The sequence below is a fragment of the Bacillus sp. BB081 genome, from assembly GCF_008368895.1.
Classification (GTDB): Bacteria; Bacillota; Bacilli; order Bacillales; family Bacillaceae_G; genus Bacillus_A; species Bacillus_A wiedmannii.
In genome coordinates, this window is record NZ_QOZX01000034.1 from 1 (window position 1) to 23274 (window position 23274).

23 protein-coding genes are annotated in these 23274 nt (G+C 36.5%); 14 read left to right on the forward strand and 9 right to left on the reverse strand.

The window, feature by feature from the left end:
• Window positions 1-2 precede the first annotated feature (2 nt).
• Window positions 3-503, reverse strand: a complete 501-nt coding sequence (locus DN394_RS15560) for a hypothetical protein (protein WP_097918201.1) — start codon at window positions 501-503, stop codon at window positions 3-5.
• Between the two features lie 466 nt (window positions 504-969).
• On the opposite strand from DN394_RS15560, the gene DN394_RS15565 reads away from it, so the two are divergent.
• From DN394_RS15565 to narI, 4 genes are read left to right on the forward strand one after another with little or no spacing between them, the layout of a single operon-like run.
• A complete protein-coding gene (locus DN394_RS15565) occupies window positions 970-4653 on the forward strand; it encodes a nitrate reductase subunit alpha (RefSeq protein ID WP_098092141.1) in 3684 nt (1227 codons plus the stop codon).
• Window positions 4643-6118, forward strand: a complete 1476-nt coding sequence (narH, locus tag DN394_RS15570; RefSeq protein WP_000692672.1) for a nitrate reductase subunit beta — start codon at window positions 4643-4645, stop codon at window positions 6116-6118. The genes DN394_RS15565 and narH overlap by 11 nt, the downstream gene beginning before the upstream one ends.
• A gap of 19 nt (window positions 6119-6137) precedes the next feature.
• On the forward strand, window positions 6138-6668 hold the full coding sequence (gene narJ / locus DN394_RS15575) for a nitrate reductase molybdenum cofactor assembly chaperone (RefSeq protein ID WP_097918199.1): 531 nt from the start codon (window positions 6138-6140) through the stop codon (window positions 6666-6668).
• 17 nt (window positions 6669-6685) lie between these two features.
• Window positions 6686-7375: a respiratory nitrate reductase subunit gamma gene (narI, locus tag DN394_RS15580; RefSeq protein WP_097918198.1), complete on the forward strand. Its 690-nt coding sequence runs from the start codon at window positions 6686-6688 to the stop codon at window positions 7373-7375.
• A 93-nt stretch (window positions 7376-7468) separates the two neighbouring features.
• On the opposite strand, the gene DN394_RS15585 is transcribed toward narI, so the two are convergent.
• Window positions 7469-8161: a Crp/Fnr family transcriptional regulator gene (locus DN394_RS15585; RefSeq protein ID WP_000185186.1), complete on the reverse strand. Its 693-nt coding sequence runs from the start codon at window positions 8159-8161 to the stop codon at window positions 7469-7471.
• Window positions 8162-8439: 278 nt separating this feature from the next.
• On the opposite strand from DN394_RS15585, the gene moaA reads away from it, so the two are divergent.
• The 8 genes from moaA to DN394_RS15625 all read left to right on the forward strand — a co-directional run bounded on the left by moaA (window position 8440) and on the right by DN394_RS15625 (window position 14838).
• Window positions 8440-9453 carry a GTP 3',8-cyclase MoaA gene (gene moaA / locus DN394_RS15590; protein ID WP_097918196.1) on the forward strand — a complete coding sequence of 338 codons (1014 nt, stop codon included), beginning with the start codon at window positions 8440-8442 and terminating at the stop codon, window positions 9451-9453.
• A gap of 17 nt (window positions 9454-9470) precedes the next feature.
• Window positions 9471-10484 (forward strand): molybdopterin-synthase adenylyltransferase MoeB, encoded by a 1014-nt coding sequence (locus DN394_RS15595; RefSeq protein ID WP_098092142.1) that lies wholly within the window; start codon window positions 9471-9473, stop codon window positions 10482-10484.
• Window positions 10485-10526: 42 nt separating this feature from the next.
• On the forward strand, window positions 10527-11816 hold the full coding sequence (locus DN394_RS15600) for a molybdopterin molybdotransferase MoeA (RefSeq protein WP_098092143.1): 1290 nt from the start codon (window positions 10527-10529) through the stop codon (window positions 11814-11816).
• Window positions 11817-11859: 43 nt separating this feature from the next.
• Entirely contained in the window at window positions 11860-12330 is a 471-nt protein-coding gene (locus DN394_RS15605) for a molybdenum cofactor biosynthesis protein MoaE (RefSeq protein ID WP_097918193.1), read from the forward strand.
• Window positions 12327-12560: a molybdopterin converting factor subunit 1 gene (gene moaD, locus DN394_RS15610; protein ID WP_097918192.1), complete on the forward strand. Its 234-nt coding sequence runs from the start codon at window positions 12327-12329 to the stop codon at window positions 12558-12560. The genes DN394_RS15605 and moaD overlap by 4 nt, the downstream gene beginning before the upstream one ends.
• Window positions 12561-12640: 80 nt before the next feature.
• A complete protein-coding gene (narK, locus tag DN394_RS15615; RefSeq protein WP_098092144.1) occupies window positions 12641-13810 on the forward strand; it encodes a nitrate transporter NarK in 1170 nt (389 codons plus the stop codon).
• 267 nt (window positions 13811-14077) lie between these two features.
• Window positions 14078-14275 (forward strand): PspC domain-containing protein, encoded by a 198-nt coding sequence (locus DN394_RS15620; RefSeq protein WP_000737854.1) that lies wholly within the window; start codon window positions 14078-14080, stop codon window positions 14273-14275.
• Window positions 14276-14460: 185 nt separating this feature from the next.
• Entirely contained in the window at window positions 14461-14838 is a 378-nt protein-coding gene (locus DN394_RS15625; protein ID WP_097918190.1) for an STAS/SEC14 domain-containing protein, read from the forward strand.
• Between the two features lie 152 nt (window positions 14839-14990).
• Here DN394_RS15625 and DN394_RS15630 read toward each other — a convergent pair whose 3' ends face one another.
• The 7 genes from DN394_RS15630 to DN394_RS15660 all read right to left on the reverse strand — a co-directional run bounded on the left by DN394_RS15630 (window position 14991) and on the right by DN394_RS15660 (window position 22457).
• Entirely contained in the window at window positions 14991-15461 is a 471-nt protein-coding gene (locus DN394_RS15630) for a precorrin-2 dehydrogenase (protein ID WP_097918189.1), read from the reverse strand.
• Window positions 15454-16164, reverse strand: coding sequence for a sirohydrochlorin chelatase (locus tag DN394_RS15635; RefSeq protein WP_097918188.1), 711 nt, complete (start codon window positions 16162-16164; stop codon window positions 15454-15456). The genes DN394_RS15630 and DN394_RS15635 overlap by 8 nt, the downstream gene beginning before the upstream one ends.
• Window positions 16161-17585: a uroporphyrin-III C-methyltransferase gene (locus tag DN394_RS15640; RefSeq protein WP_098092155.1), complete on the reverse strand. Its 1425-nt coding sequence runs from the start codon at window positions 17583-17585 to the stop codon at window positions 16161-16163. The genes DN394_RS15635 and DN394_RS15640 overlap by 4 nt, the downstream gene beginning before the upstream one ends.
• A 58-nt stretch (window positions 17586-17643) precedes the next feature.
• Window positions 17644-17961 (reverse strand): nitrite reductase small subunit NirD, encoded by a 318-nt coding sequence (gene nirD, locus DN394_RS15645; RefSeq protein ID WP_141498596.1) that lies wholly within the window; start codon window positions 17959-17961, stop codon window positions 17644-17646.
• A gap of 15 nt (window positions 17962-17976) precedes the next feature.
• Window positions 17977-20382, reverse strand: coding sequence for an NADPH-nitrite reductase large subunit (gene nirB / locus DN394_RS15650; protein ID WP_098092145.1), 2406 nt, complete (start codon window positions 20380-20382; stop codon window positions 17977-17979).
• Between the two features lie 211 nt (window positions 20383-20593).
• Window positions 20594-21301, reverse strand: coding sequence for an iron-sulfur cluster repair di-iron protein (ric, locus tag DN394_RS15655; RefSeq protein WP_098092146.1), 708 nt, complete (start codon window positions 21299-21301; stop codon window positions 20594-20596).
• Window positions 21302-21503: 202 nt separating this feature from the next.
• The gene (locus DN394_RS15660) at window positions 21504-22457 is read right to left on the reverse strand and encodes an excalibur calcium-binding domain-containing protein (RefSeq protein ID WP_098092147.1); all 954 of its coding nucleotides are present in this window, start codon (window positions 22455-22457) and stop codon (window positions 21504-21506) included.
• Between the two features lie 208 nt (window positions 22458-22665).
• Here DN394_RS15660 and exsG point away from each other — a divergent pair, with 208 nt between their 5' ends.
• Together exsG and DN394_RS15670 are read left to right on the forward strand one after the other, a co-directional pair.
• Complete coding sequence (gene exsG / locus DN394_RS15665) at window positions 22666-22818, forward strand: exosporium protein ExsG (RefSeq protein WP_000395678.1); 153 nt, start codon at window positions 22666-22668, stop codon at window positions 22816-22818.
• Between the two features lie 216 nt (window positions 22819-23034).
• The gene (locus DN394_RS15670; RefSeq protein WP_046959276.1) at window positions 23035-23244 is read left to right on the forward strand and encodes a hypothetical protein; all 210 of its coding nucleotides are present in this window, start codon (window positions 23035-23037) and stop codon (window positions 23242-23244) included.
• The last annotated feature ends 30 nt before the right edge of the window (window positions 23245-23274 follow it).

A 23274-nucleotide genomic window follows, 5' to 3' on the forward strand; every position in this document is an offset into this window, starting at 1 on the left:
AATTATAGTAAAAGTAGATTATTATTAAACTTATCTATCCAATATTTCTCTGATGTAGGTATGAATTCAGTGAAATCTTCATATGTACCACTCCAATCTTTTGGTACATAGTTTTCATATGAGGCCGGTTCTGGAAACATTGAATATAGTATTTTATTATCAAAGTTAATTAATAAGACTGGACTATAATCTAATAGATCTTCTCCTGCATTCTTCCTTTTAATATTTTCAAGTAGTAAATAATTTAATTCTTCTTTAGTTGTTTTATATTGATTAATCCTTACTAAAAATACTTCTACATTTTCATGATCTAATACTTTTATTCCATTTCTTTCTTCCGTTTCATCATTATCTTCAATGCTTATATCTAAATTTTTATATGCATTATCTAATTTATTATAATCTAAAAACCATAGTTCTTTATCTGTTACATACCATCTAAACTCATTTTTATATATGACGGCTACTATAATGTTTTCTGCATAAAGCGGTTCTAATATCATAATATCCTCCTTTTATTATTATCTTAAAATCCTGCCATTCTGGTGTATTCTTCTCTTTATTCAATCCAAGTTGCTGACAATTCATATAGATTTCCTGGCGTTTTTTGTTCAACTATTTTCAGGATAGTTACCCTTGGTATAGTGGATTTAAAGTATTATATTTTCATTTGTTAATTCATCTAACGATTTAGGCATATCAAATTTAACTACTCCCAAATTACTTCCTCTATTATATAAGAAATTTTTTGCATATCTGTACTTCATCTTAACCTTTGCTAGAAGCAAGGAAGTAATTTAACAGTCAGTGAAGGATATGAACCCTCCACAATGATTAGATTTTCACTTTTTTATATTTTTTTCGGAATTTTTGACAATCTCTTGAACTGTGCGAAATGTCACATCTGTATTTTACAAGCTCTCTTATAGTAAGGGTATGTAAGAGAGACGTATTAAAGGAGTGAACAGTATGAAGAAGAAACCTTCAGCACTAATGAGACGTTTAAAATATTTTTCGCCAATAGATCGTTATAACGATAATCATACACAAGAAACATATGAAGATCGCGAATGGGAGAATGTGTACAGAAAGCGTTGGCAACATGATAAAGTAATCCGTTCTACACATGGCGTGAACTGTACTGGTTCATGTAGTTGGAACATTTATGTGAAAGATGGAATTGTAACTTGGGAAGGGCAGGAGCTTAACTATCCAACAACAGGTCCAGATATGCCTGACTTTGAACCACGAGGATGTCCACGTGGAGCGAGTTTTTCTTGGTACATCTATAGTCCACTTCGTGTGAAATATCCGTATGTACGTGGTGTTCTTTGGAGTATGTGGCAAGAGGAATTACAAAATAACAAGTCACCACTAGATGCTTGGAAAAGCATTGTGGAAAACCCTGAAAAAGCACGTAAGTATAAGCAGGCGCGTGGTAAAGGGGGATTCGTTCGTGCGAATTGGGATGAAGTATTACAACTCGTTTCAGCTTCTTTACTTTACACAGTAATGAAATACGGTCCAGACCGAAATGTTGGTTTTTCACCAATTCCAGCTATGTCGATGTTAAGTCATGCTGCAGGTAGCCGCTTTATGCAACTTATGGGCGGACCAATGCTTAGCTTCTATGATTGGTATGCAGATTTACCACCAGCTTCTCCGCAAATTTGGGGTGATCAAACAGATGTACCAGAAAGTAGTGATTGGTATAACTCCGGATACATTATGACATGGGGTTCAAATGTACCGATGACGAGAACACCAGATGCTCACTTTTTAGCAGAGGTTCGATATAAAGGAACGAAAGTCGTTTCTGTAAGTCCTGACTTCGCTGAGTCAACAAAGTTTGCGGACGACTGGATTAGTGTGAAACAAGGTACAGACGGTGCACTTGCGATGGCAATGGGGCACGTGATCTTACAAGAATTTTACGTAGATAATCAAGTGGAATACTTCACAAAGTATGCGAAGCAATATACTGATTTTCCTTTCTTCGTCACATTGAAACAAAAAGGAGATCAATTCGTTGCTGATCGTTTCTTAAATGCTTCTGATATTGGACGCGAAACGAAGTTAGGAGAATGGAAACCTGTACTATGGAACGAAAACACGAATGATTTTGCAACACCTCAAGGCACAATGGGGTCACGTTGGGATAACGAAAAGAAATGGAACTTACGTTTAGAAGATGAACAAACAGGTGAAAAGATTGATCCACGCCTTTCTTTACTTGGAATGGAAGATGCGGTTGGTACGGTACAAATTCCGTACTTCTCTGATGATGGAAACAAAGTATTAGAACGCACAATTCCAGTGAAAAAGGTTATGACAGAAGAAGGCGAAGCGTTCGTTACAACTGTATACGACTTAACGTTAGCAAATTACGGCGTGAACCGAGGACTTGGCGGACAAGAGCCAAAAGATTTCAATGATGATATGCCGTTTACACCTGCATGGCAAGAGAAAATGACGGGAGTGAAACGAGAGCTTATTATTCAAATCGCTCGTGAGTTCGCACAAAATGCTGTTGATACAAATGGTCGTTCGATGATTATTGTTGGAGCTGGTATTAACCATTGGTTTAACTCTGATACGATTTATCGCGCTGTTTTAAATCTTGTTCTTCTTGTTGGGGCACAAGGTGTAAATGGCGGTGGTTGGGCGCATTATGTTGGTCAAGAAAAATTACGACCAGCAGAAGGATGGCAAACGATTGCGATGGCAAAAGATTGGCAAGGGCCACCGAAATTACAAAACGGTACATCTTTCTTCTATTTCGTAACAGATCAATGGCGCTATGAAGATACATCTGTTGGTCATTTAGCATCACCAATTGAAGGTAACTCACGTTATCAACATCACGGTGATTATAACGTATTAGCAGCACGACTCGGCTGGTTACCTTCTTATCCGACATTCGAGAAAAATGGAATTGAATTATATAAAGAAGCTGTTGCCGCTGGTGCAACAACGCAAGAAGAAATCGGGAAATATGTTGCACAAAAATTAAAAGAAAAAGAACTGAAATTTGCGATTGAAGATCCAGATAACAAAAATAACTTCCCGCGCAACTTATTCGTATGGCGTGCAAACTTAATTTCAAGTTCTGGTAAAGGACACGAATATTTCTTAAAACATTTATTAGGTACAACAAACGGATTAATGAATGATGATAGTGATTCAATACGACCAGAAGAAATTAAGTGGCATGAGGACGCACCAGAAGGGAAGCTTGATCTACTTATTAATTTAGATTTCCGCATGGCTGGAACAGCGCTTTATTCTGATATCGTCTTACCTGCTTCAACTTGGTATGAGAAGCACGATTTAAGTAGTACAGATATGCATCCATTTGTGCATCCATTTAACCCAGCAATCGGTTCACCGTGGGAAGCACGATCTGACTGGGATATTTTCACCGCTCTTTCTAAAGCTGTGTCAGATTTAGCGAAGAAAATCGATCTTGAACCAATGAAAGAAGTCGTTGCAACACCACTTCTTCACGATACACCGCAAGAATTAGCACAACCACTCGGCAAGATTAAAGATTGGAGCAAAGGTGAATGTGAACCGATCCCAGGTAAAACAATGCCACAAATTCATGTTGTCGAAAGGGATTATAAAACGATTTATGACAAAATGACAGCACTTGGACCGAATGCCGGGAAACAACCAATTGGTACAAAAGGGATCTCTTGGTCAGCAGAAAAAGAGTATGAGCAATTAAAGAGCAAATTAGGAGTTGTTCGAACAGATTCTATTGCGAAAGGTTGCCCAGACATAAAAGAAGCAATCAATGCTGCTGAAGCGGTATTAACGCTTTCTTCTACAACAAACGGTCATATGGCAGTAAAAGCATGGGAAGCACTTGAAAAACAAACGGATTTAAAACTACGTGATTTAGCAGAAGAACGTGAAGAAGAATGCTTCACTTTTGAACAAATTACAGCACAACCGAAAACAGTAATCACTTCTCCAGCCTTCACAGGTTCTGAAAAAGGTGGACGACGTTATTCACCATTTACAACAAATGTGGAACGTCTCATTCCTTGGAGAACGATAACTGGTCGACAATCTTTCTACTTAGATCACGACATGATGAAAGAGTTTGGTGAAACGATGGCAACATTTAAACCAATTTTGCAACATAAACCGTTCCGTAAATCACGGCCTGAAGTAGAAGGGAAAGAAATTACATTAAACTATTTAACACCACATAATAAGTGGTCAATTCATAGCATGTATTTCGATTCATTACCGATGTTAACGCTGTTTAGAGGTGGTCCAACTGTTTGGATGAATAAAGAGGACGCTGCAGAAGCTGGCGTTGCAGATAATGATTGGATCGAGTGCTTTAACCGTAACGGTGTTGTTGTAGCACGTGCTGTCGTAACGCACCGTATACCGAGAGGAATGGCATTTATGCACCACGCACAAGATCGCCACATTAACGTGCCTGGTACGAAATTAACAAGCACCCGCGGGGGAACGCATAATAGTCCAACCCGTATTCATGTGAAACCAACACATATGATTGGTGGATATGGCCAATTAAGCTATGGATTTAACTACTATGGTCCGACTGGGAACCAGCGTGACTTAAATGTCGTAATCCGTAAACTGAAGGAGGTAGATTGGCTTGAAGATTAAAGCACAAGTCGGAATGGTAATGAACCTAGATAAATGCATCGGCTGCCATACTTGTAGCGTAACATGCAAAAACACCTGGACAAATCGTCCAGGTGCTGAATATATGTACTTCAATAACGTAGAAACGAAACCTGGTATTGGTTATCCGAAGCAATGGGAAGATCAAGAGAAATATAAAGGCGGCTGGGAATTAAAAAATGGTGAAATTCAGCTGAAATCCGGTTCGAAAATGAAACGCCTTATGAATATTTTCCACAATCCAGATCAACCAACAATCGATGATTACTTTGAACCTTGGAACTATGATTATGAAACGTTAACAAATAGTCCGCAGCGTAAGCATCAACCAGTTGCTCGTCCGAAATCAGCAATTACAGGTGAATTTATTGACAAAATTGAATGGGGTCCAAACTGGGAAGATGATTTAGCTGGTGGACATATAACAGGATTGCAAGACCCGAACGTAAAGAAAATGGAAGAAGAAATTAAAACGGATTTTGAAAATGTCTTTATGATGTATTTACCGCGCATATGCGAGCACTGTATGAATCCATCTTGTGTATCTTCTTGTCCATCTGGTGCGATGTATAAACGTGAAGAAGATGGGATTGTCCTTGTGGATCAAAATGCATGTCGTGCTTGGAGATTCTGCGTATCTTCTTGTCCGTATAAAAAAGTGTATTTTAACTGGCAAACGAATAAAGCTGAAAAATGCACAATGTGTTTCCCTCGTATTGAAGCAGGTATGCCAACAATTTGTTCGGAGACATGTGTAGGACGTATCAGATATATTGGGGTAATGCTATATGATGCTGATAAAGTAAAAGAAGCAGCTTCTGTTGAAGATGAAAAAGATTTATATGAATCGCAGCTTACTGTTTTCCTAGATCCAAATGATCCTGAAGTAGCAGCTGAAGCGAAAAAACAAGGCATTCCTGAAGAATGGATTAAAGCGGCACAACAGTCGCCAATCTATAAAATGATTATCGATTGGAAAATTGCCCTACCTCTTCATCCAGAGTATCGTACAATGCCAATGGTTTGGTATATACCGCCACTTAGTCCAATTATGAACATGGTGGAAGGGAAAGGAAGCAACTGGCAAGCAGAAGAGATTTTCCCTGCTATTGATAATATGCGTATTCCAATTCAATATTTAGCGAATTTACTCACTGCAGGAGATGAATCCCATATTCGTCTAACATTGAAAAAAATGGCTGTTATGCGAACACATATGAGAGCGTTGCAAATTAATAAAGAACCAAATGAAGCTGTATTAAAAGAACTCGGTTTAACGAAACAGGATGTAGAAGATATGTATCGTCTTCTTGCTATTGCGAAATATAAAGATCGTTTCGTCATCCCGACATCTCACCGCGAACAAGTTGCAGATTTATATAATGAACAAGGAAGCTGTGGTTTATCCTTCGCAGGTGGCCCAGGCTCTTGCACGACAATTTCTTAAATAATGGGGGCGGAAAAATATGAAACAAAGTTTACAAACTGCTTTTTCATGTTCTTCATTCCTTCTCTCCTACCCGGAAATCGGGTGGAGAGAAGCTTTAACTGAATTGCAAGAAGAGATTGAAGCGATTGAACAGGAAGACGTTAAAGCAGCACTTACAGCATTTATAAAGCAAGCGCTGGATAAAATGGATGATCAATTAATTGACTGTTACGTATATACATTCGATTTTGGTAAGAAGACAAATATGTATCTTACTTATATGAACACCGGTGAACAAAGAGAAAGAGGTATTGAGTTATTAGAGTTAAAACAGCATTATAAAAAATCTGGTTTTGAAGTAACAGATAAAGAATTACCTGATTATTTACCGCTATTGCTTGAGTTCTTTGCAAATGCAAATGAGCAAGACAGTGAACCAATTATGAGTAAATACAAGGAGAACATACAAGCATTACACGTTCAGTTAAAAGAAGCTGATAGTATGTATGAACCAATTCTTACGGCTGTTCTACTCGCTATCGATACATGGAGTGTACAGACAAATTAGAAAGGAGGGTTGTCAAAATGATGGATCAATTTCTATGGGTATTGTTTCCCTATATCATTTTTGCAATCTTTATCGGTGGACATATTTTTAGATACAACTATGATCAATTTGGATGGACATCAAAATCTAGTGAACTATTAGAAAAGAAAATACTCCGAATCGGAAGTCTATTATTCCACTTTGGGATCATGTTCGTAATTGGCGGTCATGTTATGGGAATATTAATTCCAGAGGCTGTATATCGTTCAATAGGTATTTCAGAGCATATGTATCATGTAGTAGCGATTAGTTTCGGACTTCCGGCAGGTGTTGCTTCTATCATCGGTTTAATTATATTAACGTATCGCCGCGTAACAGTAAAACGTATCATTGCAACGAGCACAAAGGGAGATTATATTGCGCTTATTTTATTACTTATCGTAATGCTAGCAGGACTTTCCTCAACGTTTTTAAACATCGACTCAAAAGGGTTTGATTACCGTACAACGATCGGTCCGTGGTTCCGAAGCCTCTTCATTTTCCAACCGAAAGTTGAATATATGATGGAAGTACCTGTATGGTTTAAAATTCATATTCTTGCAGGATTGGGGCTTTTCGCAGTATGGCCATTTACTAGACTGGTACATGTATTTAGTGCCCCAATTAAATATGTAAGCCGTAGTTATGTGATTTACAGAAGACGTATTCCTAATGAGTTGAAAAAATAATGTTGTTTTATATGTTTAGTAACTTATAAAGAAAGCCGAGATCTAATTGGAGACCTCGGCTTTCTTTATAAGTATAAGTATCTAAATAAGACGCTAATCAATGCTACAAACAGAAGCAGAGCAATCTTCACAAGCAATTTCACGTTTTAAAAATTGTAAATCGTGGATTGTAATCTTTCCTTTATGAATAGAAATTGTACCTTGCTTTTTTAATTCATTTAACATTCGATTTACACTTTCGCGTGAAGTTGCACAGAAATTAGCAAGTTCTTGATTCGTTAACGGTAAATCGATGAGAATACCATTTTCTTTTAATACACCGTAACTATTTGTCATTCGAATGAGAGTAGAATAAAGGGCACCTTTTTTGCCGTGTAATACTAAATCTCGGAACTTCGTTTGCATTCTTCTTAAATGTTCACTAATCCATTTCATAAATTCAAATACAAGTGCGGGCTTTTGGAGTAATTCTCTTTCTAACGCTTCACGCTTTATAACGCCTACTTCAACATCTTCAAGGCATTTTGAATTTAATAAATACTTCGCATCGTCCGTGAACAATGTTAATTCTCCAATAATGTCATATGCTGAACAAATTCGAAGTGTTAATTCTTGTCCGTCAGCACTAAGTTTACTAATTTGTACTTTTCCTGAGTGGATAATATAGAGTTCGGTTGCCTCCATACCTTCTTGAAAAATAAAACTACCTTTTTTTATCTGCATTTTATATTCAACAGATGCAAGTAATTCCTTTAAATCTTGAGATAATTTCATACTGTTTGTCACAGCAATCACCTTTCTTCTTATAAGCAATCCATTTCCTATTTTGAGTGTAAGTATGCTGGAAATGCAAGAGATATTTGAAAAATATAGTGAAATTTCAATGACCGTAAGGAGTAGGCACTGAAGATGTGAACAAAATTCGAACGGATTTGTGAAGAATTTTTGAATGGGGAAAGTGATGTGAGAAAAGTCACATTGAATATGTAGCTTCTTTTTTATAATAAAGACAAATGAAAAATTGAAAACTTACTAAGGATTGCAGCAGAAAAGAAGGGATATAGATGCACGAGAAAATGAAAGATTCTTTAGAACGTCCACTTCAAGATTTACGTATTTCAGTTATTGATCGTTGTAATTTTAGGTGCACATACTGTATGCCTGCTGAAGTGTTCGGATCTGATTACGCTTTTTTACAGGAAGAGTTTTTATTAACTTTTAATGAAATAGAAAGACTAGCTAGATTATTTATAAGTATGGGAGTTGAAAAAATTAGACTTACTGGCGGTGAACCGTTATTGCGTAAAGACTTACCGAAGTTAATCGCTAGACTTACAAAGCTAGAAGGTTTAAAAGACATTGGGCTCACAACAAACGGAATTCATTTAGCAAAACAAGCTAAGGCACTAAAAGACGCGGGATTAAAGCGTGTAAATATTAGTTTAGATGCGATAGAGGATCACGTCTTCCAAAAAATTAACGGAAGAAATGTAAGTACAAAACCTGTACTGAAAGGAATTGAAGCAGCGAAGGCAGCTGGATTAGAAGTAAAGGTAAATATGGTCGTAAAAAAAGGAATGAATGATAGTCAAATTCTTCCTATGGCTCAGTATTTTAAAGAACAAGAAATACAGTTACGTTTCATTGAGTTTATGGATGTTGGCAGTACGAACGGATGGAACTTTGAACAAGTTATTACGAAGGAACAATTAATAGAGAAGATTAATCGCGTATATCCGATTGAGCCTGTTCAACCTCGTTACTTTGGAGAAGTTGCGAAATTGTATCGATATGTAGGGAGCGATGCCGAAGTTGGATTTATTACTTCAGTATCTGAGTCATTTTGTTCTTCTTGTACGAGAGCTCGTATTTCGGCAGACGGCAAGTTTTATACGTGCTTATTTGGAGAAAAAGGAACGGATTTGCGAACGCTTCTTCGAGAAAATATTTCGGATGCCTCACTATTAAAAATTTTACAACATACATGGCGATATAGAACAGATCGATATTCAGATGAAAGAACGGTGGAAAGTACAAATAAACGTCCAAAAGTTGAAATGTCATACATTGGCGGATAGCGAAAGGAGGATTCTCTATGCAAGAGCGATATTCAAGGCAAGTATTGTTTTCTGGAATTGGTGAAATGGGACAAAGCAAAATAAGAGAAAAGCAAGTGCTCCTAATCGGTGCGGGTGCACTAGGAGCTGCAAGTGCGGAAGCGCTCGTTAGGATGGGAATTGGGAAATTGACAATTGCCGATCGTGACTACGTCGAATGGAGTAATTTACAGCGGCAACAGTTATATACAGAAGAAGATGCAAAGCATTGTAAACCGAAAGCAATTGCAGCGGCAGAACATTTAAGAAAGATTAATTCTGAAGTGGAAATTGTACCAGTTGTAACGGATGTCACAATGCAAGAAATAGAAGAGTTAACAAAAGAAGTGGATCTCATATTAGATGCGACTGACAATTTTGATACGCGCCTACTTATAAATGACATTTCACAAAAAGAAAATATACCTTGGATATACGGTGGATGCATTGGAAGTTACGGTGTAACGTATACAATTCTTCCTGGGAAAACACCATGTTTTCGCTGTCTAATGGATCATCCTATGGGCGGTGCAACATGCGATACAGTCGGAATTATTCAGCCAGCTGTACAGATGGTTGTTGCTCACCAAGTGACAGAGGCGATGAAAATATTGGTGGATGATTATGAGTCGCTAAGAGGAACGATGTTATCATTTGATATTTGGAACAATCAATATCTCTCATTAAAAGTAAATAGACAGAAAAAAAGTACATGTCCATCTTGTGGGAAATCACGAACGTATCCAAGTCTAGCATTTGAAGCGCAGATGAAAACGGAAGTGCTATGCGGACGGAATACAGTTCAAATCCGTTCAGGAATAAAGAGAGATCTTAATTTAAACGAAATTCAAAAACGATTACAAAAAAGTGTACATGTCAAAAAAACGCCTTACTTACTATCATTTCTAATTGATAAATATCGTTTCGTTTTATTTACAGACGGTAGGGCATTTATTCATGGAACAAATGATGTGAAAATAGCAAAACGATTATACGCAAAATATATAGGATGAACAAAAAGAGCGTTGCCCCTTATTAAAACGAGGTGAAAAAGAATGTTAGAAAAACGTATACCAATTCCGGTGGCAGAAGCAGTGGCACGTGTAATGAAATACGCTCATCAAGGTGAAATAGAAGAGGTTTCTCTTATAGAAAGTTACGGAAGAATTCTTGGAGAAGATGTTATTGCAGATCATGATGTCCCTCATTTTGATCGCTCTCCATACGACGGGTTTGCGATTCGAGCAGAAGATACAAAAGAAGCAAGTAGCAGTAATCCCATTCTGTTTGAAGTGATTGGTGAAATTGGAGCCGGTTTTGTTTTTACAGAAGAAGTGAAAGCATTTCAAGCTGTCCGTATTATGACCGGAGCCGCAATTCCAAAAGGGTGTAATGCGGTTGTTATGTTAGAGCTAACGGAAGGATTTGAAGAAAAAGAAAAGACGTATATGAAATTAAAACGCTCCTTCGCCGCCGGTGATAACATTTCTTTTAAAGGTGAAGATGTAAAACAAAATACCATCCTTGTGAAAAAAGGGACTGTTATTGACCCTGGAGTAGTGGCGCTTCTTTCTACGTTTGGTTATAGTACCGTTTACGTTGTAAAACAGCCGGTTATCGGAATTGTAACGACAGGAAGTGAACTGCTCGAAGTACATGAACAATTAAAGCCAGGGAAGATTCGAAATAGTAATTCCTATATGATAGCTGCTCAAATTGAACGAGCGGGCGGAGTTGTACAGTATTATGGACAATTCGCTGACGATTTTGAGACGTGTTATAACACTGTGAAAAAAGCGATAAAAGAAGTCGATATTTTAATTACAACTGGTGGCGTTTCGGTAGGAGACTATGACTATTTACCTGCTATTTATGAGAGATTACGAGCAAATGTAATTTTTAACAAAATAGCGATGCGGCCAGGAAGTGTGACAACTGTAGCTGAGTTAGAGGGGAAACTATTATTTGGTCTATCTGGTAATCCTTCAGCTTGTTATGTCGGATGCGAATTATATGTTCGACCAGTCATTGGAACATACTTGCATAGAAAAGATCCGCACGTATATCGTGCAGAGGCAATTTTACAAAAAGACTTTCCGAAAGCAAATCCGTTTACTCGTTTTGTAAGAGGAAGAGTGGAAATTGTAGATGGCCAATTGCAAGTTACACCAGTCGGTTTAGATAAATCTAGCGCAATTTCTTCACTTACAGAAGCAACTGCATGTATCGTCCTGCCAGGAGGAACGAGAGGGTTTGAAGCAGGAATAACTGTTTCGGTACTGTTATTAGAATCAAACGCGGGAAGTGAATGGCCGTGGGATGAACCGCTTCGATCATATAAATAATAGAAAATAGATTGCTAACCTATACAAAGATAAGAGGTGCAAAATGACACATACGTATTATGAAGTAATTGATACACCTATTTCAATTGAAGAAGTTACAAGCAAAGTAATTCGTCGTGAGTGTGGTGCGGTTACTACTTTTATTGGTACTGTTAGAGAATTTACGAAAGGTCGACGTACACTTTGTTTAGAGTATGTAGCTTATAAGACAATGGCGGAGAAACAGCTTGAGAGAATTGGTACCGAAGTAGGAGAGAAATGGCCTGGAACATATGTGGCAATTACACATCGCATTGGTACATTACAAATTTCTGATTTTGCTGTTGTCGTCGCTGTTTCTACACCACACCGGAAAGCGGCATATGAGGCGAACGAATATATTATGGAGCGTATAAAACAAATTGTTCCGATTTGGAAGAAAGAGTTTTGGGAAGATGGTGAGTCATGGATAGGTGATCAGTTAGAGAAGGTAACATATGCAAATGGTGAGCCTGGAAAGGAGATGAGTATATGATTGAAGTACTATTATTTGCACATTTACAAGAAGAAGTAAGTAAGCCAGCATTACACATAGAGTGTGAAAACATTACAGTCGCGAAGCTGAAGGAATTTCTGGTTAAGGAATATAATGTAGCAATTTCAAACGAGATTATGGTCGCGATAAATGAAGAATATGCAAATGAGGATGACATCATTCAAACTGGTGATGTCGTAGCAATGATTCCGCCAGTAAGTGGTGGTTGATTCTTTTCAGCCTAATCATGTAAGGACGTGATTAGGCTGGAGGGAATGAATATAACTATGCATACATAGGAGGGAACAGGATGAAAAGTCCTAATTTTCAATTAAGTCTACAAACTTCCAATCTAGTTATCGGTTTTATGGTATGGGTTATTTTATCATCATTAATGCCCTATATTAAAGTGGATATCCCATTAAATGCGGGACAAATTTCTATGGTAACAGCAGTACCGGTTATTTTAGGTTCTGTTCTTCGCATTCCAATTGGTTATTGGACAAATCGTTTCGGAGCAAGAAAATTATTCTTTATTAGTTTTATTCTATTATTATTTCCTGTCTTTTATATTAGTGTTGCCAATTCTATGATGGATTTAATTATTGGTGGATTATTTGTAGGGATCGGTGGTGCTGTATTCTCTGTAGGAGTAACTTCTTTACCGAAATACTTTCCAAAAGAGAGTCACGGTTTTGTAAATGGTATTTACGGTGTCGGTAACGCTGGAACAGCAATTACTTCGTTTCTAGCACCAGTTATCGCAACCTCGGTTGGCTGGAGAACGACAGTACAATGTTATTTAGTTTTACTTGCAGCGTTTGCACTTATGAACTTTTTATTAGGTGATCGTAAAGAGAAAAAGGTGAATACACCATTAATGGAACAGATAAAAGGTGTATATAAAAATGAAAAACTTTGGTTTCTATGTATCTTTTACTTTTTAACATTCGGATCATTTGTCGCATTTACAGTATACTTACCAAACTTTTTAGTATCTCACTTCGGATTAGAGAAAGTAGATGCAGGTATGCGGACAGCCGGATTCATCGTATTAGCAACAATTATGCGTCCGATTGGTGGCTGGCTCGGTGATAAATTTAATCCATTTAAAATATTAATCTTCGTATTTATCGGTTTAACACTTTCAGGTATTATCCTATCATTTATGCCAAGCATGAACGTGTATACATTTGGTTGCCTACTAGTCGCATTTTGTGCTGGTATCGGAAATGGTACAATCTTCAAACTCGTTCCAATGTACTTCTCAGAACAAGCTGGTATTGTAAATGGGCTTGTTTCAGCTTTAGGCGGACTAGGAGGATTCTTCCCGCCGCTAATTTTAACATTACTATTCCAATTAACAGGTCATTATGCAATTGGATTTATGGCATTATCAGAAGTCGCACTTGCTTGTTTAATCATTACAGTGTGGATGTATAGCCAAGAGAAACTGTTAGTGATGTTAAAAAATCATTAATAAGGAAAAAGAACCGTTCCAAAGTATTTTGGGACGGTTCTTTTAGTAATAGGCTTCGCTATGTTTTTTGCTAACTTAACAAAAGCTTGTTTCCTGAAATAATGTGGTTTTAAAATGAAAAATATAAGTTTTATGGAATTTTATGTTAAAATATGAATGTTAGATGTTATTCAATTAAAGGGCAGGTTAGTTAAAGGAATCTTAAATTTCTTTCGAAGATCGAACTCATTTTTTAATGCAAATATTTAATTGAATCGGGGTGTTTAGATGAAAAAATTATATAAGTCCACTCAAGATAAACAAGTATCAGGTGTGTTAGGTGGCTTAAGCGACAAGTATGGAATTGATGTAAGTATTCTTCGCATAGTAACTGCATTATCAGCTTTTTTTACTAGTGGATTTACAGTGTTACTTTATATAATTGCTGCAATTGTTTTGCCTACGGATAAAGAAATTAAGGGATAAATGTATGACCTTAAACCTAATTCTACAATCAGGAACTTTAAAGAAACGAGTAGATAAAGGCATTCCGCTTCTTACACGTTTAGCGTACTAGAAAGAGGCTTCCTTTGGTCAGCTTGCTTTTGTAGGGATGGGAGTATCAAGTAAGAGTGTTATGAGATTTTTACGCTAAGGGGGATGATTCTAAGTTGAATAAACGGAATATTAGAACGACAGTTTCAGGAGATTTGATTGTTACCCATCTAATTGGCCAGATTAATACAGAGGATGTGTATGAATGGTTTAATGGCTTTGAGCAGGTTTGTCAGCAATTTATTTCTGAGGGTCGGAAATACAAATTATTGGTAGATAGAAAAAGATACAAACCGAATCATTTTTCTGTTCAAAAAGTATGGAAAGATAAGTTCTTCAATGAAACCATTTTGAATCATAGTAAGGCAATTGCATTTCTTCTTGAAGAAGGGGAGATACTGCATTATTTGCAACAATCCAATACGAAAGAATCTGTGAAATTTTTTGATGATTATGAACAAGCGCTAATTTGGTTGGATGAATACCCAATATAAGAACTGAATTGCCCCAGTTGCTCGTAATATGGTATTTGTCATAAATTTCACTTACTTGTGCGATGCTAAAATGAAATCAAAACAAAAAAAACAAGCGCTTCTAAAAAACGTTTGTCCAAAGGTAATTACTATTTTAGCTAAGAAATAGATTATTATTTGTGAGTACGAGAAAGCTTTTTTATAAGTTTAGGAAATATAGATGTTAGTTCCTGCTTCAAACGTTTCGTAAACGATGGATCTTTACCAGAAGTTGAAATAGTGACAACATATTCATCATGTCGGATGACACCAGGTGTGTGAAACGATGATTCTGCACCATCACTTACAACGTTAACCCACTGGAAATCATGGGCGGCCTGTTTGACCATCATATTTATAGCATGTTGATTTGTAGCTGCATAAATAAGATGAGCATCTTTAATATCATCATTAGTAAAAGTTTTTTGCTTCCAAGTAATATAAGGAAGTTCTTTCATTTCCTTGCAAATTTCTGGGCTGACAACGGTGACGAAAGCGCCTGTATCTTTTAATCCAGACGCTTTTCGATATGCGATTTTACCTCCACCAATAATAACGACCACTTTATTTTGCAGATTAAACATAAGAGGGTACATGTTATACATACACACATTCCTCCATTCGTTCTAATAATGTTAATTTCATATATGTATCAAACTGCAGGCAATTACAAGTCGTAACGTGATCATATTTTTTTGTATGCAACTTAATTTTTTGAAGCAACAATCCGGTAAAGAGAAGGTACGGCATGACATAAACATGGGAGGCAGTCGATGTTATAGCCTTGAGCTCAGCAGTAAAAGAGGGCGCTCCTTTCGTTAAAAAGGAACAACATACTCGCATACCGAGTTTTTGTTCGACAGCTGCTCCGATTTGTTGTAACTCATGTATCGGCTGTGGATCACTGCTACCTCTCCCTACGAGTAAAATACTACTATCTTGCATTGGCATAGTTTCACGTATTCTTTTTACTACAAGTTCCACCATATGTGGATGCGTACTAAAGGGTGGTACAACTGAAAATGAGATATGTGGATATTGCTTTTGCATTTTCTCTATCTCAAAAGGAATATCACGTTTATAGTGAGCTGCTGCAAATAATAAAACAGGTACAATTATTATTTCAGTTGCGCCCTCTAGTATCGTTTCTGTAACTGCATCAGAAATGGTAGGTGTTGTTAGCTCTAGAAAAGCTATTTTTTGAATTCTTTCGTTACGTTCTTTCATAACAGATTGAATAAAGTGAGTAAATTGTTCGTTCCCTTCTTGCAAGCGACTTCCATGTCCAACATATACAATTCCTTTCATCGTACCACCAAATCTTTCTTCATAATAAGGTCTTGTAATTGCTGATCTATATTATGAAATCCGACTTTATTTGCATAGTGTAAAGTTGGAATATCAGTGTAGGAGAATGGGAGAGTAAGAATATCGATAAAGCCAAGACGTTTTATTTCTGATAGAAACGTATCAATAGAAGCACGTCCTTCAAATACAATGCTATCCCATGAGAATTCAGAAAGCATACGAGAGTGAATTTCATCGAAGCGATGGTCAATTGTATATTCATGAGTCATCATATAAGAACCCGCACCAATTTTTTCTTGAATAAAAGCAATTCGGTTAATATTTCTACCTAAATAAACAGTAGTATCGGAAGAAAATTCTGCTTGTTTACTTAGTAGCCCATATTGCATAAGTTTTTCTTGAGTGGCAACGTTCATATACTGCAGTTTCGCTTGTAAGGAACGAATATCTTTCTGATGTTTACTACATGATCGTATCAATATTTCTACACTTTCAGCTGAACAAAAAACAAGACGATCAACGTTAAAAATTTCATTGATTTGTTTAGGTGTTAATGTGTATTCTTTCTTTTTGAAAGTTGGAATTTGATATATTTCTGCACTGGACTCTTGTAACGTTTGCTTGATTGCGCTTTTTTTATTTGTTGCAGATGCAACTAAAACCTTCTTGCCATGTAATGGTTTACGTTCTTTCCAAGCGATTTGATTACGTAAGGAAACGACATCACCAACAATTGTCATTGATGGATTAGAAATATTTTCGTTTTTGACGATAGAAACAATGCTTGAAAGAGTTCCTGTGACGACGCGCTGTTTACCAGTTGTACCCCATTCAATGACGGCTACCGGCGTATCTGTTTTCTTTCCTGCTTGTAGTAAGTTTTCACAAATTGTAGGTAAGTTTTTTATACCCATGTAGTAGGCAATTGTGTCGCTATTGTGGGATGAATTATATTTTCCATGATCGGTTAAAGGGCCTTTTGCATGCCCAGTTAATAAAGTGACGCTATTACTGTAGTTACGGTGGGTGAGGGGGATACCTGCATAGCTACTAGCGGCGATGCTAGATGTAATACCTGGTACGATTTCATATGGAACGTTCGCTGCTGCTAAAGTTTCTGCTTCTTCACCAACGCGGCCAAAAATAGATGGATCTCCGCCCTTTAATCGGACAACGATTTTTCCTTCTTGTGCGAATTGAAGGAGGTGGGCGTTAATCATTTCTTGTCGCATAGTATGATTCTTTGGCATTTTGCCGCAATAAATAAGTTCACATGTTTCTTTCGTATAACTAAGAAAGAAAGGGTTTAATAAACGGTCATATAAAACGATATCTGCACGCTTTAAACAATCTATCGCTTTCTTTGTAATAAGCCCTTCATCACCCGGTCCTGCACCAACTAAATATACATATCCGTTCATCATCGCACCTCTTCTATTTTTATTTATAAGGAAGCCTGAGGAGGCTTCCTTTCGTAAATTACATGTATATATAAATGTCACCATCAATAACTTCTACTTCGTATGTTTGGATACAGCCGTCATCAGGTTTTTGAACTTCACCTGTTATTAATGAGATTTTCCAATCATGCAGTGGACAAAAGATGAATTCTCCAGATACAATTCCTTCTGCTAACGGTCCGTTTTTATGAGGACAACGATTTTCTACAGCTCGAATATCTCCATTTGAAAGACGGAATAGGGCGATAGATATACCTTTCATTTGCACCTCTTTACCGATTTGTATAGGAAGGTCTTCCGCACGCATAACTTTTATTTTTTCTTTCGTTTGTATCATTTAAATCACAGCTCCTTATTTCACAGTTTCTACTTCATACATCGCTTTTAATGACTTCGTTTCTAGTGCTTGTCCCCACGCTTCCGTATATGTGCTACGAGCTGTTTGGAAGCGTTCATTTAGCGTAGTAACCATACTTGCATCTTGTAGTATTTCTTTTATGTGATCGAAGCCTAAACGTTCTGTCCAGTAGGCAGTACGCTCTCCGTATATACCAGTCTCACGATAATATTGCATGTAAGCTGTAGCGATGCGAAGGACATCATCTTCAGTAGGAACGATCATTACAAAATCAGCTTCGCGTACTTCTGTACCACCATTTCCGCCAATATAAAGTTGGTATCCATTTTCGACACATACAACGCCAAAATCTTTCGTCAGTACTTCCGCACAGTTACGCGGACAACCCGTTACTCCCATCTTCATTTTATGTGGTGTATCTACCATTTCTAATGATTGTTCAAGTAACATACCAAGTCCTAATGAATCTTTCGTGCCGAAACGGCAGAAGCGAGAACCGACACATGATTTTACATTACGAAGCGATTTTGAATACGCATATCCCGAAGTCATATGTAAGTCAGCCCATACGTTAGGTAAATCTTGTTTTTTCACACCATATAAGCCGATTCGACTCGCACCTGTAATTTTCACAAGAGGAACATCATACTTTTTCGCAACTTCAGCAATTTTCATTAAATCGTCTGCGGTTGTAATGCCTCCGTACATACGTGGAATAACAGAGAATGTACCATCGTGCTGAATGTTACCGTTCATTCTTTCATTAACGAAACGAGATGATTTATCGTCTGCATATTCTTCTGGAATTGCCATACGTAAATAGTAATTTAAAGCAGGACGACATTTCGAACAGCCATCTTCATGTACAAAACCAAGAACATTTCGTACTTCTTTTGGTGATTTTAAGCCTTTCTCGTGAATGGCGGCTACGACTTCATCACGTGATAAAGTTGTACATCCGCACATACCAGCAGACTGCGCAGAAGCATCAAAAGCATCTCCGAGTGTATGAGATAAAACTTGTTCCACAAGCGGACGACATTTACCACAAGACCCTGCGGCTTTCGTGCATCCTTTTACTTCTTCAAAAGTAGTTAACTCTTGCTCTAAAATGGCATGAACGATTGTACCTTTCGTAACACCATTACATCCACAAATCGTGTCATCTGCACTCATTGTAGCAACGTCAAGTTCACTTTCTTCACCAGCTTTGTGAAGAAGGGAAGCGGCTGTATATTCTTGTATATCTTCTTCTTTCTTTAACATGCTAAAGAGGCGTGTGCCATCAGCTGTGTCACCATATAAAACGATACCGACGACTTTATTATCACGAATTAATACTTTTTTATAGGAACGTTTACATTCATCAAATATTGAAATTGCTTTCGTCTGATCATCTTCATAAATTTGGCCAGCAGAGAATAAATCACAACCAGCAACTTTTAATTGCGTACCGACGATACTGCCCGCATATCCATCAGTTTGTAAATTCGTTATATGTTTTGCTAATATTGCACCTTGTTCATAAAGAGGAGCAACAAGTCCATAAGCGATACCATCATGTTCTGCACATTCGCCAACTGCATAAATGGATTCATCATTTGTAAGCATATAGTCATTAACTACAATGCCTCGATTGACAATGAGACCAGCATCTCTTGCTATTTTCGTATTTGGTCGTATTCCGACAGCCATTATGATTAAATCACAATCTACAACTTCACCATCTTCAAATTGAATGCCCTCAACATAGTCTGTACCAAGAATTTTTACAGTTTTCTTTTCCATTAAAAACTTCATGCCTTGTGCTTCTAAATCTTCACGCAGAAGAGAAGCTGCTTTCGTATCTAGTTGTTGCTCCATTAAGCTAGGCATTAAATGAACAACATGTACGTCCATTCCTAAGTTGATAAGACCTCTTGCGGCTTCTAAACCGAGTAACCCGCCACCAATGACAACGGCCTTTTTCTTTTCTTTAGCGGTATCTATCATAAATTGTGTATCTTCAATAGTTCGAAATCCTGTTACACCAGGAAGTGTGGAACCATCAACAGGTAAAATAAAAGCACTAGAACCTGTTGCTATAATGAGCTTGTCATATGTAAGAGTACGATTTTTTTCTGTAGTAATAATTTTTTCTTCTCGATTAATACTTTGAACTCTTTCGTTTGTATACAAAGTTATTTCGTTTTCATCGTACCAACTATATTCATTCATAATGATATCTTGCATATTTGTTTTGCCTTGTAAAACATGAGAGAGCATAATACGGTTGTAGTTTGGATGCGGTTCATCTCCAAAAATAGTAATCTCATATGAATCACTATCATGTTTTAATATTTCTTCCATACAGCGTATGCCAGCCATACCATTTCCGATCATCACTAAACGTTTTTTCATTTTGGTTTCCCCTTTTTATGTGAAATATTGAACAAAGGATTATATTTTTATTATAGAAAATCAAAAAAGGGAGAGATGTGATATTTATCACATTTTTATAATGATTCACAAATTATTAAAATGCGGGTTAATGTGAAGGGGAGAAGTGTGGATGTTATTCACGTAATGAAAAAGCAGGACATGAGTAGAAATACTCATGTCCTGCTTTTATTTATGCTCTTGTAATTGCACGTGGAAATAAAATATTATTTTCTAAATGAATATGCTCAAATAAATCAGACTCTAGCGCTTCAAGACGCTGGTAAACAAGTCGATAAGTGCCGCAAGCTCCTTCTGGAGGAGTAAAGTCATTTGTCACTTTACGAAGTTCTTTTATAATATTTCCGGCATGATTGTGTTCATTTTCTAGTTCATCTACTACTTTACGTAACTTTGCATAGTTTTCATCAGTTGGATTTTGTTCAAATTCTAAAATTAATGGAAAATCTTCCGTTTCTTCTTTAATTAAATGCCGTTCTAATTCCATTTTAAGTTCATGAAACAGCTTATGAATTTGTGCTAAATGAGGCTGATTTGCTCCATGAACGCGTAATACTTTCGTAACATAAGGGCTTAACTGTGGTAACTCTTCATTTAAATAACGATGATGCTTATTAATTACATAATCAATCAATTCGCGATAAGAAGCATTTTTCCAATCAATTTCAGATTCATTTAATTGTTTCGTAATATGATAAAGTGTATTTAACTCTGTAATTACTTCAGAAGGTGATAAATTTCTTTCATGAATTGCATCAATAAGTGGTTTATTACCACCGCAACAAAAATCTATTCTATACGATTTAAAAAGATCACTAGCTTTCGGAAATTGTGTAACAATCTCGCCAACAATTGAAGTTTCAGTAAATGTATGTTTCATATGAATGCCTCCATAAAATTTAAATGTAATATCTAAATTAAGAATAGCGATAAATGAAAAACAATGTGGTGATTGAAATCACTTATAATGTGTCAGTTTTGAGAATAATAAAATGAGTTTTATAAAAGGAAGAGAAGGACAATTCGTCGCAATAGTTTCTGATAATAAAAAAAGAAGCTTACTAGAAGCTTCTTTTTTACTACTATTTTTCACATGCAACTCCATCACCATCACGATCAAGTTTAGAGCTATAACCTGGTTGATCTCTATATAAAGGAGCTTTCCCAGCACTTCTAACTGCGGCACAATTTGCGTAGGTTACATTACTATTGCTACCTGAAGCAGGTTGTGTTTGAGCTTGCTGTGCTTTTTTCTGTTCCTCTTGTTGTTTACGAGCTTGTTCATCAGCTTGGCGTTTTTGCTCTTCTTGTTGTTTACGAGCTTGCTCATCAGCCAGACGTTTTTGCTCTTCTTGTTGCTTACGAGTTTGTTCATCAGCCTGGCGTTTTTGCTCTTCTTGTTGTTTACGAACTTGTTCATCAGCTAGACGTTTTTGCTCTTCTTGTTGCTTACGAGCTTGTTCATCGGCTAGACGTTTTTCATCCTCTTGCTTACGAACTTGCTCTTCGGCTTGGCGTTTTTCATCCTCTTGCTTACGAGCTTGTTCATCGGCTTGACGCTTTTCATCTTCTTGCTTTTGAGTTTTTTCGTCCGCTTCTTTCTTTTCTAGTTCTTTTTTCTTCTCGCCCTCTTTTTGTTCTGCATTGTTAGAAGCAACTTTTTTACTAGTTGCTGTCGTTTTTTCAGAAGTAGGGTTTGAAATACTTAATAATGCAACAAAAATGACAAATAAAATAGCTGTGATAATAAATTGTTTTTTTGCTACACCAGTCTTTTTAATTACGGATAAGATTGCTAACACAAGGAAGAAAACAAATAAAACAAAACTTAAAATAGAAAAGAATTCAACAATTGGGTTATTAGAAGTCTCAGCACTAGTTATTATTAATACAATCGAAATCATAAAAAGAATAACGGCAGGACGACCATATTGTGTTGCTTTTCCGTTTTTCTTAAAGAACGAAATGATACATAGTATTAAAAGAATAAAAGCAATAAAAAATAAAGCTGCACCAATATTACTCAAAATCGCCATTTTTATACCTCCATTTGTAAGATTTTCACTATTGATTATATAGGAACTTATTGGATATTACACGATTTATATAAATTTAGAAAATTAGTATTTTTAATAGACTTATAAACATTTATTTTATATATAAGGAAAAATAGATATATTTCCTATTACATTTTTAAATTGAATCCATAAAGTATAATATATCGATTGAAAGGAGGGGGTTTAAATGGAATTTCAATTATTGGTAACTTGTATATTACAAGAAGGTAATGCTTTCTTTTTAGTAACGAAAGTAGACGATGTTATTACGTTAAAAGTACCGATTACTGCGGGAGTAGCAGGTTTATTCTTAGCTTTAGGTGTACCAAGATGTTCTTAATTTAAATTTCTAGAGTAGAAGGGAAGAGATATACCTTTCTCTTCTACTCTTACATAATATGATTATGTAAACTAAAATATTGTTTTGCAATAGCACGTTTAAAATGGACATGCATATACTATAATGTTTCATTGGATGTTAGTGATGAAAGGTAGTTTTCACACGTGCATGTAATGATGTTCATTAAGTTATGAAATTAAAGAGGTGCTATTATATATGAAAAGAAGAACATTTGATATTCCAGTTACATTGCGAAGAGAGTGGTTTTTAATAGAATTAGCCCATTTAACGAAAAAATATGGAATTGAAATTGCAACTAGCAAAATGGAAGCTGCACCGTTTTTAAGAGATCAAGTTACGGAATCAAAAATAGGATCAGGGCTCCAATACGATAAATATGATGATGAGTATATCATTGATTTATAAGAAAGAAGCTGCGTATAAAAGGTTATGAAA

What these genes read in the sequence shown, in the direction of transcription:
- DN394_RS15560 (WP_097918201.1), bottom strand. Translation starts at nt 503, where the DNA reads ATGATATTAGAACCGCTTTATGCAGAAAACATTATAGTAGCCGTCATA.
- DN394_RS15565 (WP_098092141.1), top strand. Translation starts at nt 970, where the DNA reads ATGAAGAAGAAACCTTCAGCACTAATGAGACGTTTAAAATATTTTTCG.
- narJ (WP_097918199.1), top strand. Translation starts at nt 6,138, where the DNA reads ATGAAACAAAGTTTACAAACTGCTTTTTCATGTTCTTCATTCCTTCTC.
- narI (WP_097918198.1), top strand. Translation starts at nt 6,686, where the DNA reads ATGATGGATCAATTTCTATGGGTATTGTTTCCCTATATCATTTTTGCA.
- moaA (WP_097918196.1), top strand. Translation starts at nt 8,440, where the DNA reads ATGCACGAGAAAATGAAAGATTCTTTAGAACGTCCACTTCAAGATTTA.
- DN394_RS15595 (WP_098092142.1), top strand. Translation starts at nt 9,471, where the DNA reads ATGCAAGAGCGATATTCAAGGCAAGTATTGTTTTCTGGAATTGGTGAA.
- DN394_RS15600 (WP_098092143.1), top strand. Translation starts at nt 10,527, where the DNA reads ATGTTAGAAAAACGTATACCAATTCCGGTGGCAGAAGCAGTGGCACGT.
- DN394_RS15605 (WP_097918193.1), top strand. Translation starts at nt 11,860, where the DNA reads ATGACACATACGTATTATGAAGTAATTGATACACCTATTTCAATTGAA.
- moaD (WP_097918192.1), top strand. Translation starts at nt 12,327, where the DNA reads ATGATTGAAGTACTATTATTTGCACATTTACAAGAAGAAGTAAGTAAG.
- narK (WP_098092144.1), top strand. Translation starts at nt 12,641, where the DNA reads ATGAAAAGTCCTAATTTTCAATTAAGTCTACAAACTTCCAATCTAGTT.
- DN394_RS15620 (WP_000737854.1), top strand. Translation starts at nt 14,078, where the DNA reads ATGAAAAAATTATATAAGTCCACTCAAGATAAACAAGTATCAGGTGTG.
- DN394_RS15630 (WP_097918189.1), bottom strand. Translation starts at nt 15,461, where the DNA reads ATGTATAACATGTACCCTCTTATGTTTAATCTGCAAAATAAAGTGGTC.
- DN394_RS15635 (WP_097918188.1), bottom strand. Translation starts at nt 16,164, where the DNA reads ATGAAAGGAATTGTATATGTTGGACATGGAAGTCGCTTGCAAGAAGGG.
- DN394_RS15640 (WP_098092155.1), bottom strand. Translation starts at nt 17,585, where the DNA reads ATGAACGGATATGTATATTTAGTTGGTGCAGGACCGGGTGATGAAGGG.
- nirD (WP_141498596.1), bottom strand. Translation starts at nt 17,961, where the DNA reads ATGATACAAACGAAAGAAAAAATAAAAGTTATGCGTGCGGAAGACCTT.
- nirB (WP_098092145.1), bottom strand. Translation starts at nt 20,382, where the DNA reads ATGAAAAAACGTTTAGTGATGATCGGAAATGGTATGGCTGGCATACGC.
- ric (WP_098092146.1), bottom strand. Translation starts at nt 21,301, where the DNA reads ATGAAACATACATTTACTGAAACTTCAATTGTTGGCGAGATTGTTACA.
- DN394_RS15660 (WP_098092147.1), bottom strand. Translation starts at nt 22,457, where the DNA reads ATGGCGATTTTGAGTAATATTGGTGCAGCTTTATTTTTTATTGCTTTT.
- exsG (WP_000395678.1), top strand. Translation starts at nt 22,666, where the DNA reads ATGGAATTTCAATTATTGGTAACTTGTATATTACAAGAAGGTAATGCT.
- DN394_RS15670 (WP_046959276.1), top strand. Translation starts at nt 23,035, where the DNA reads ATGAAAAGAAGAACATTTGATATTCCAGTTACATTGCGAAGAGAGTGG.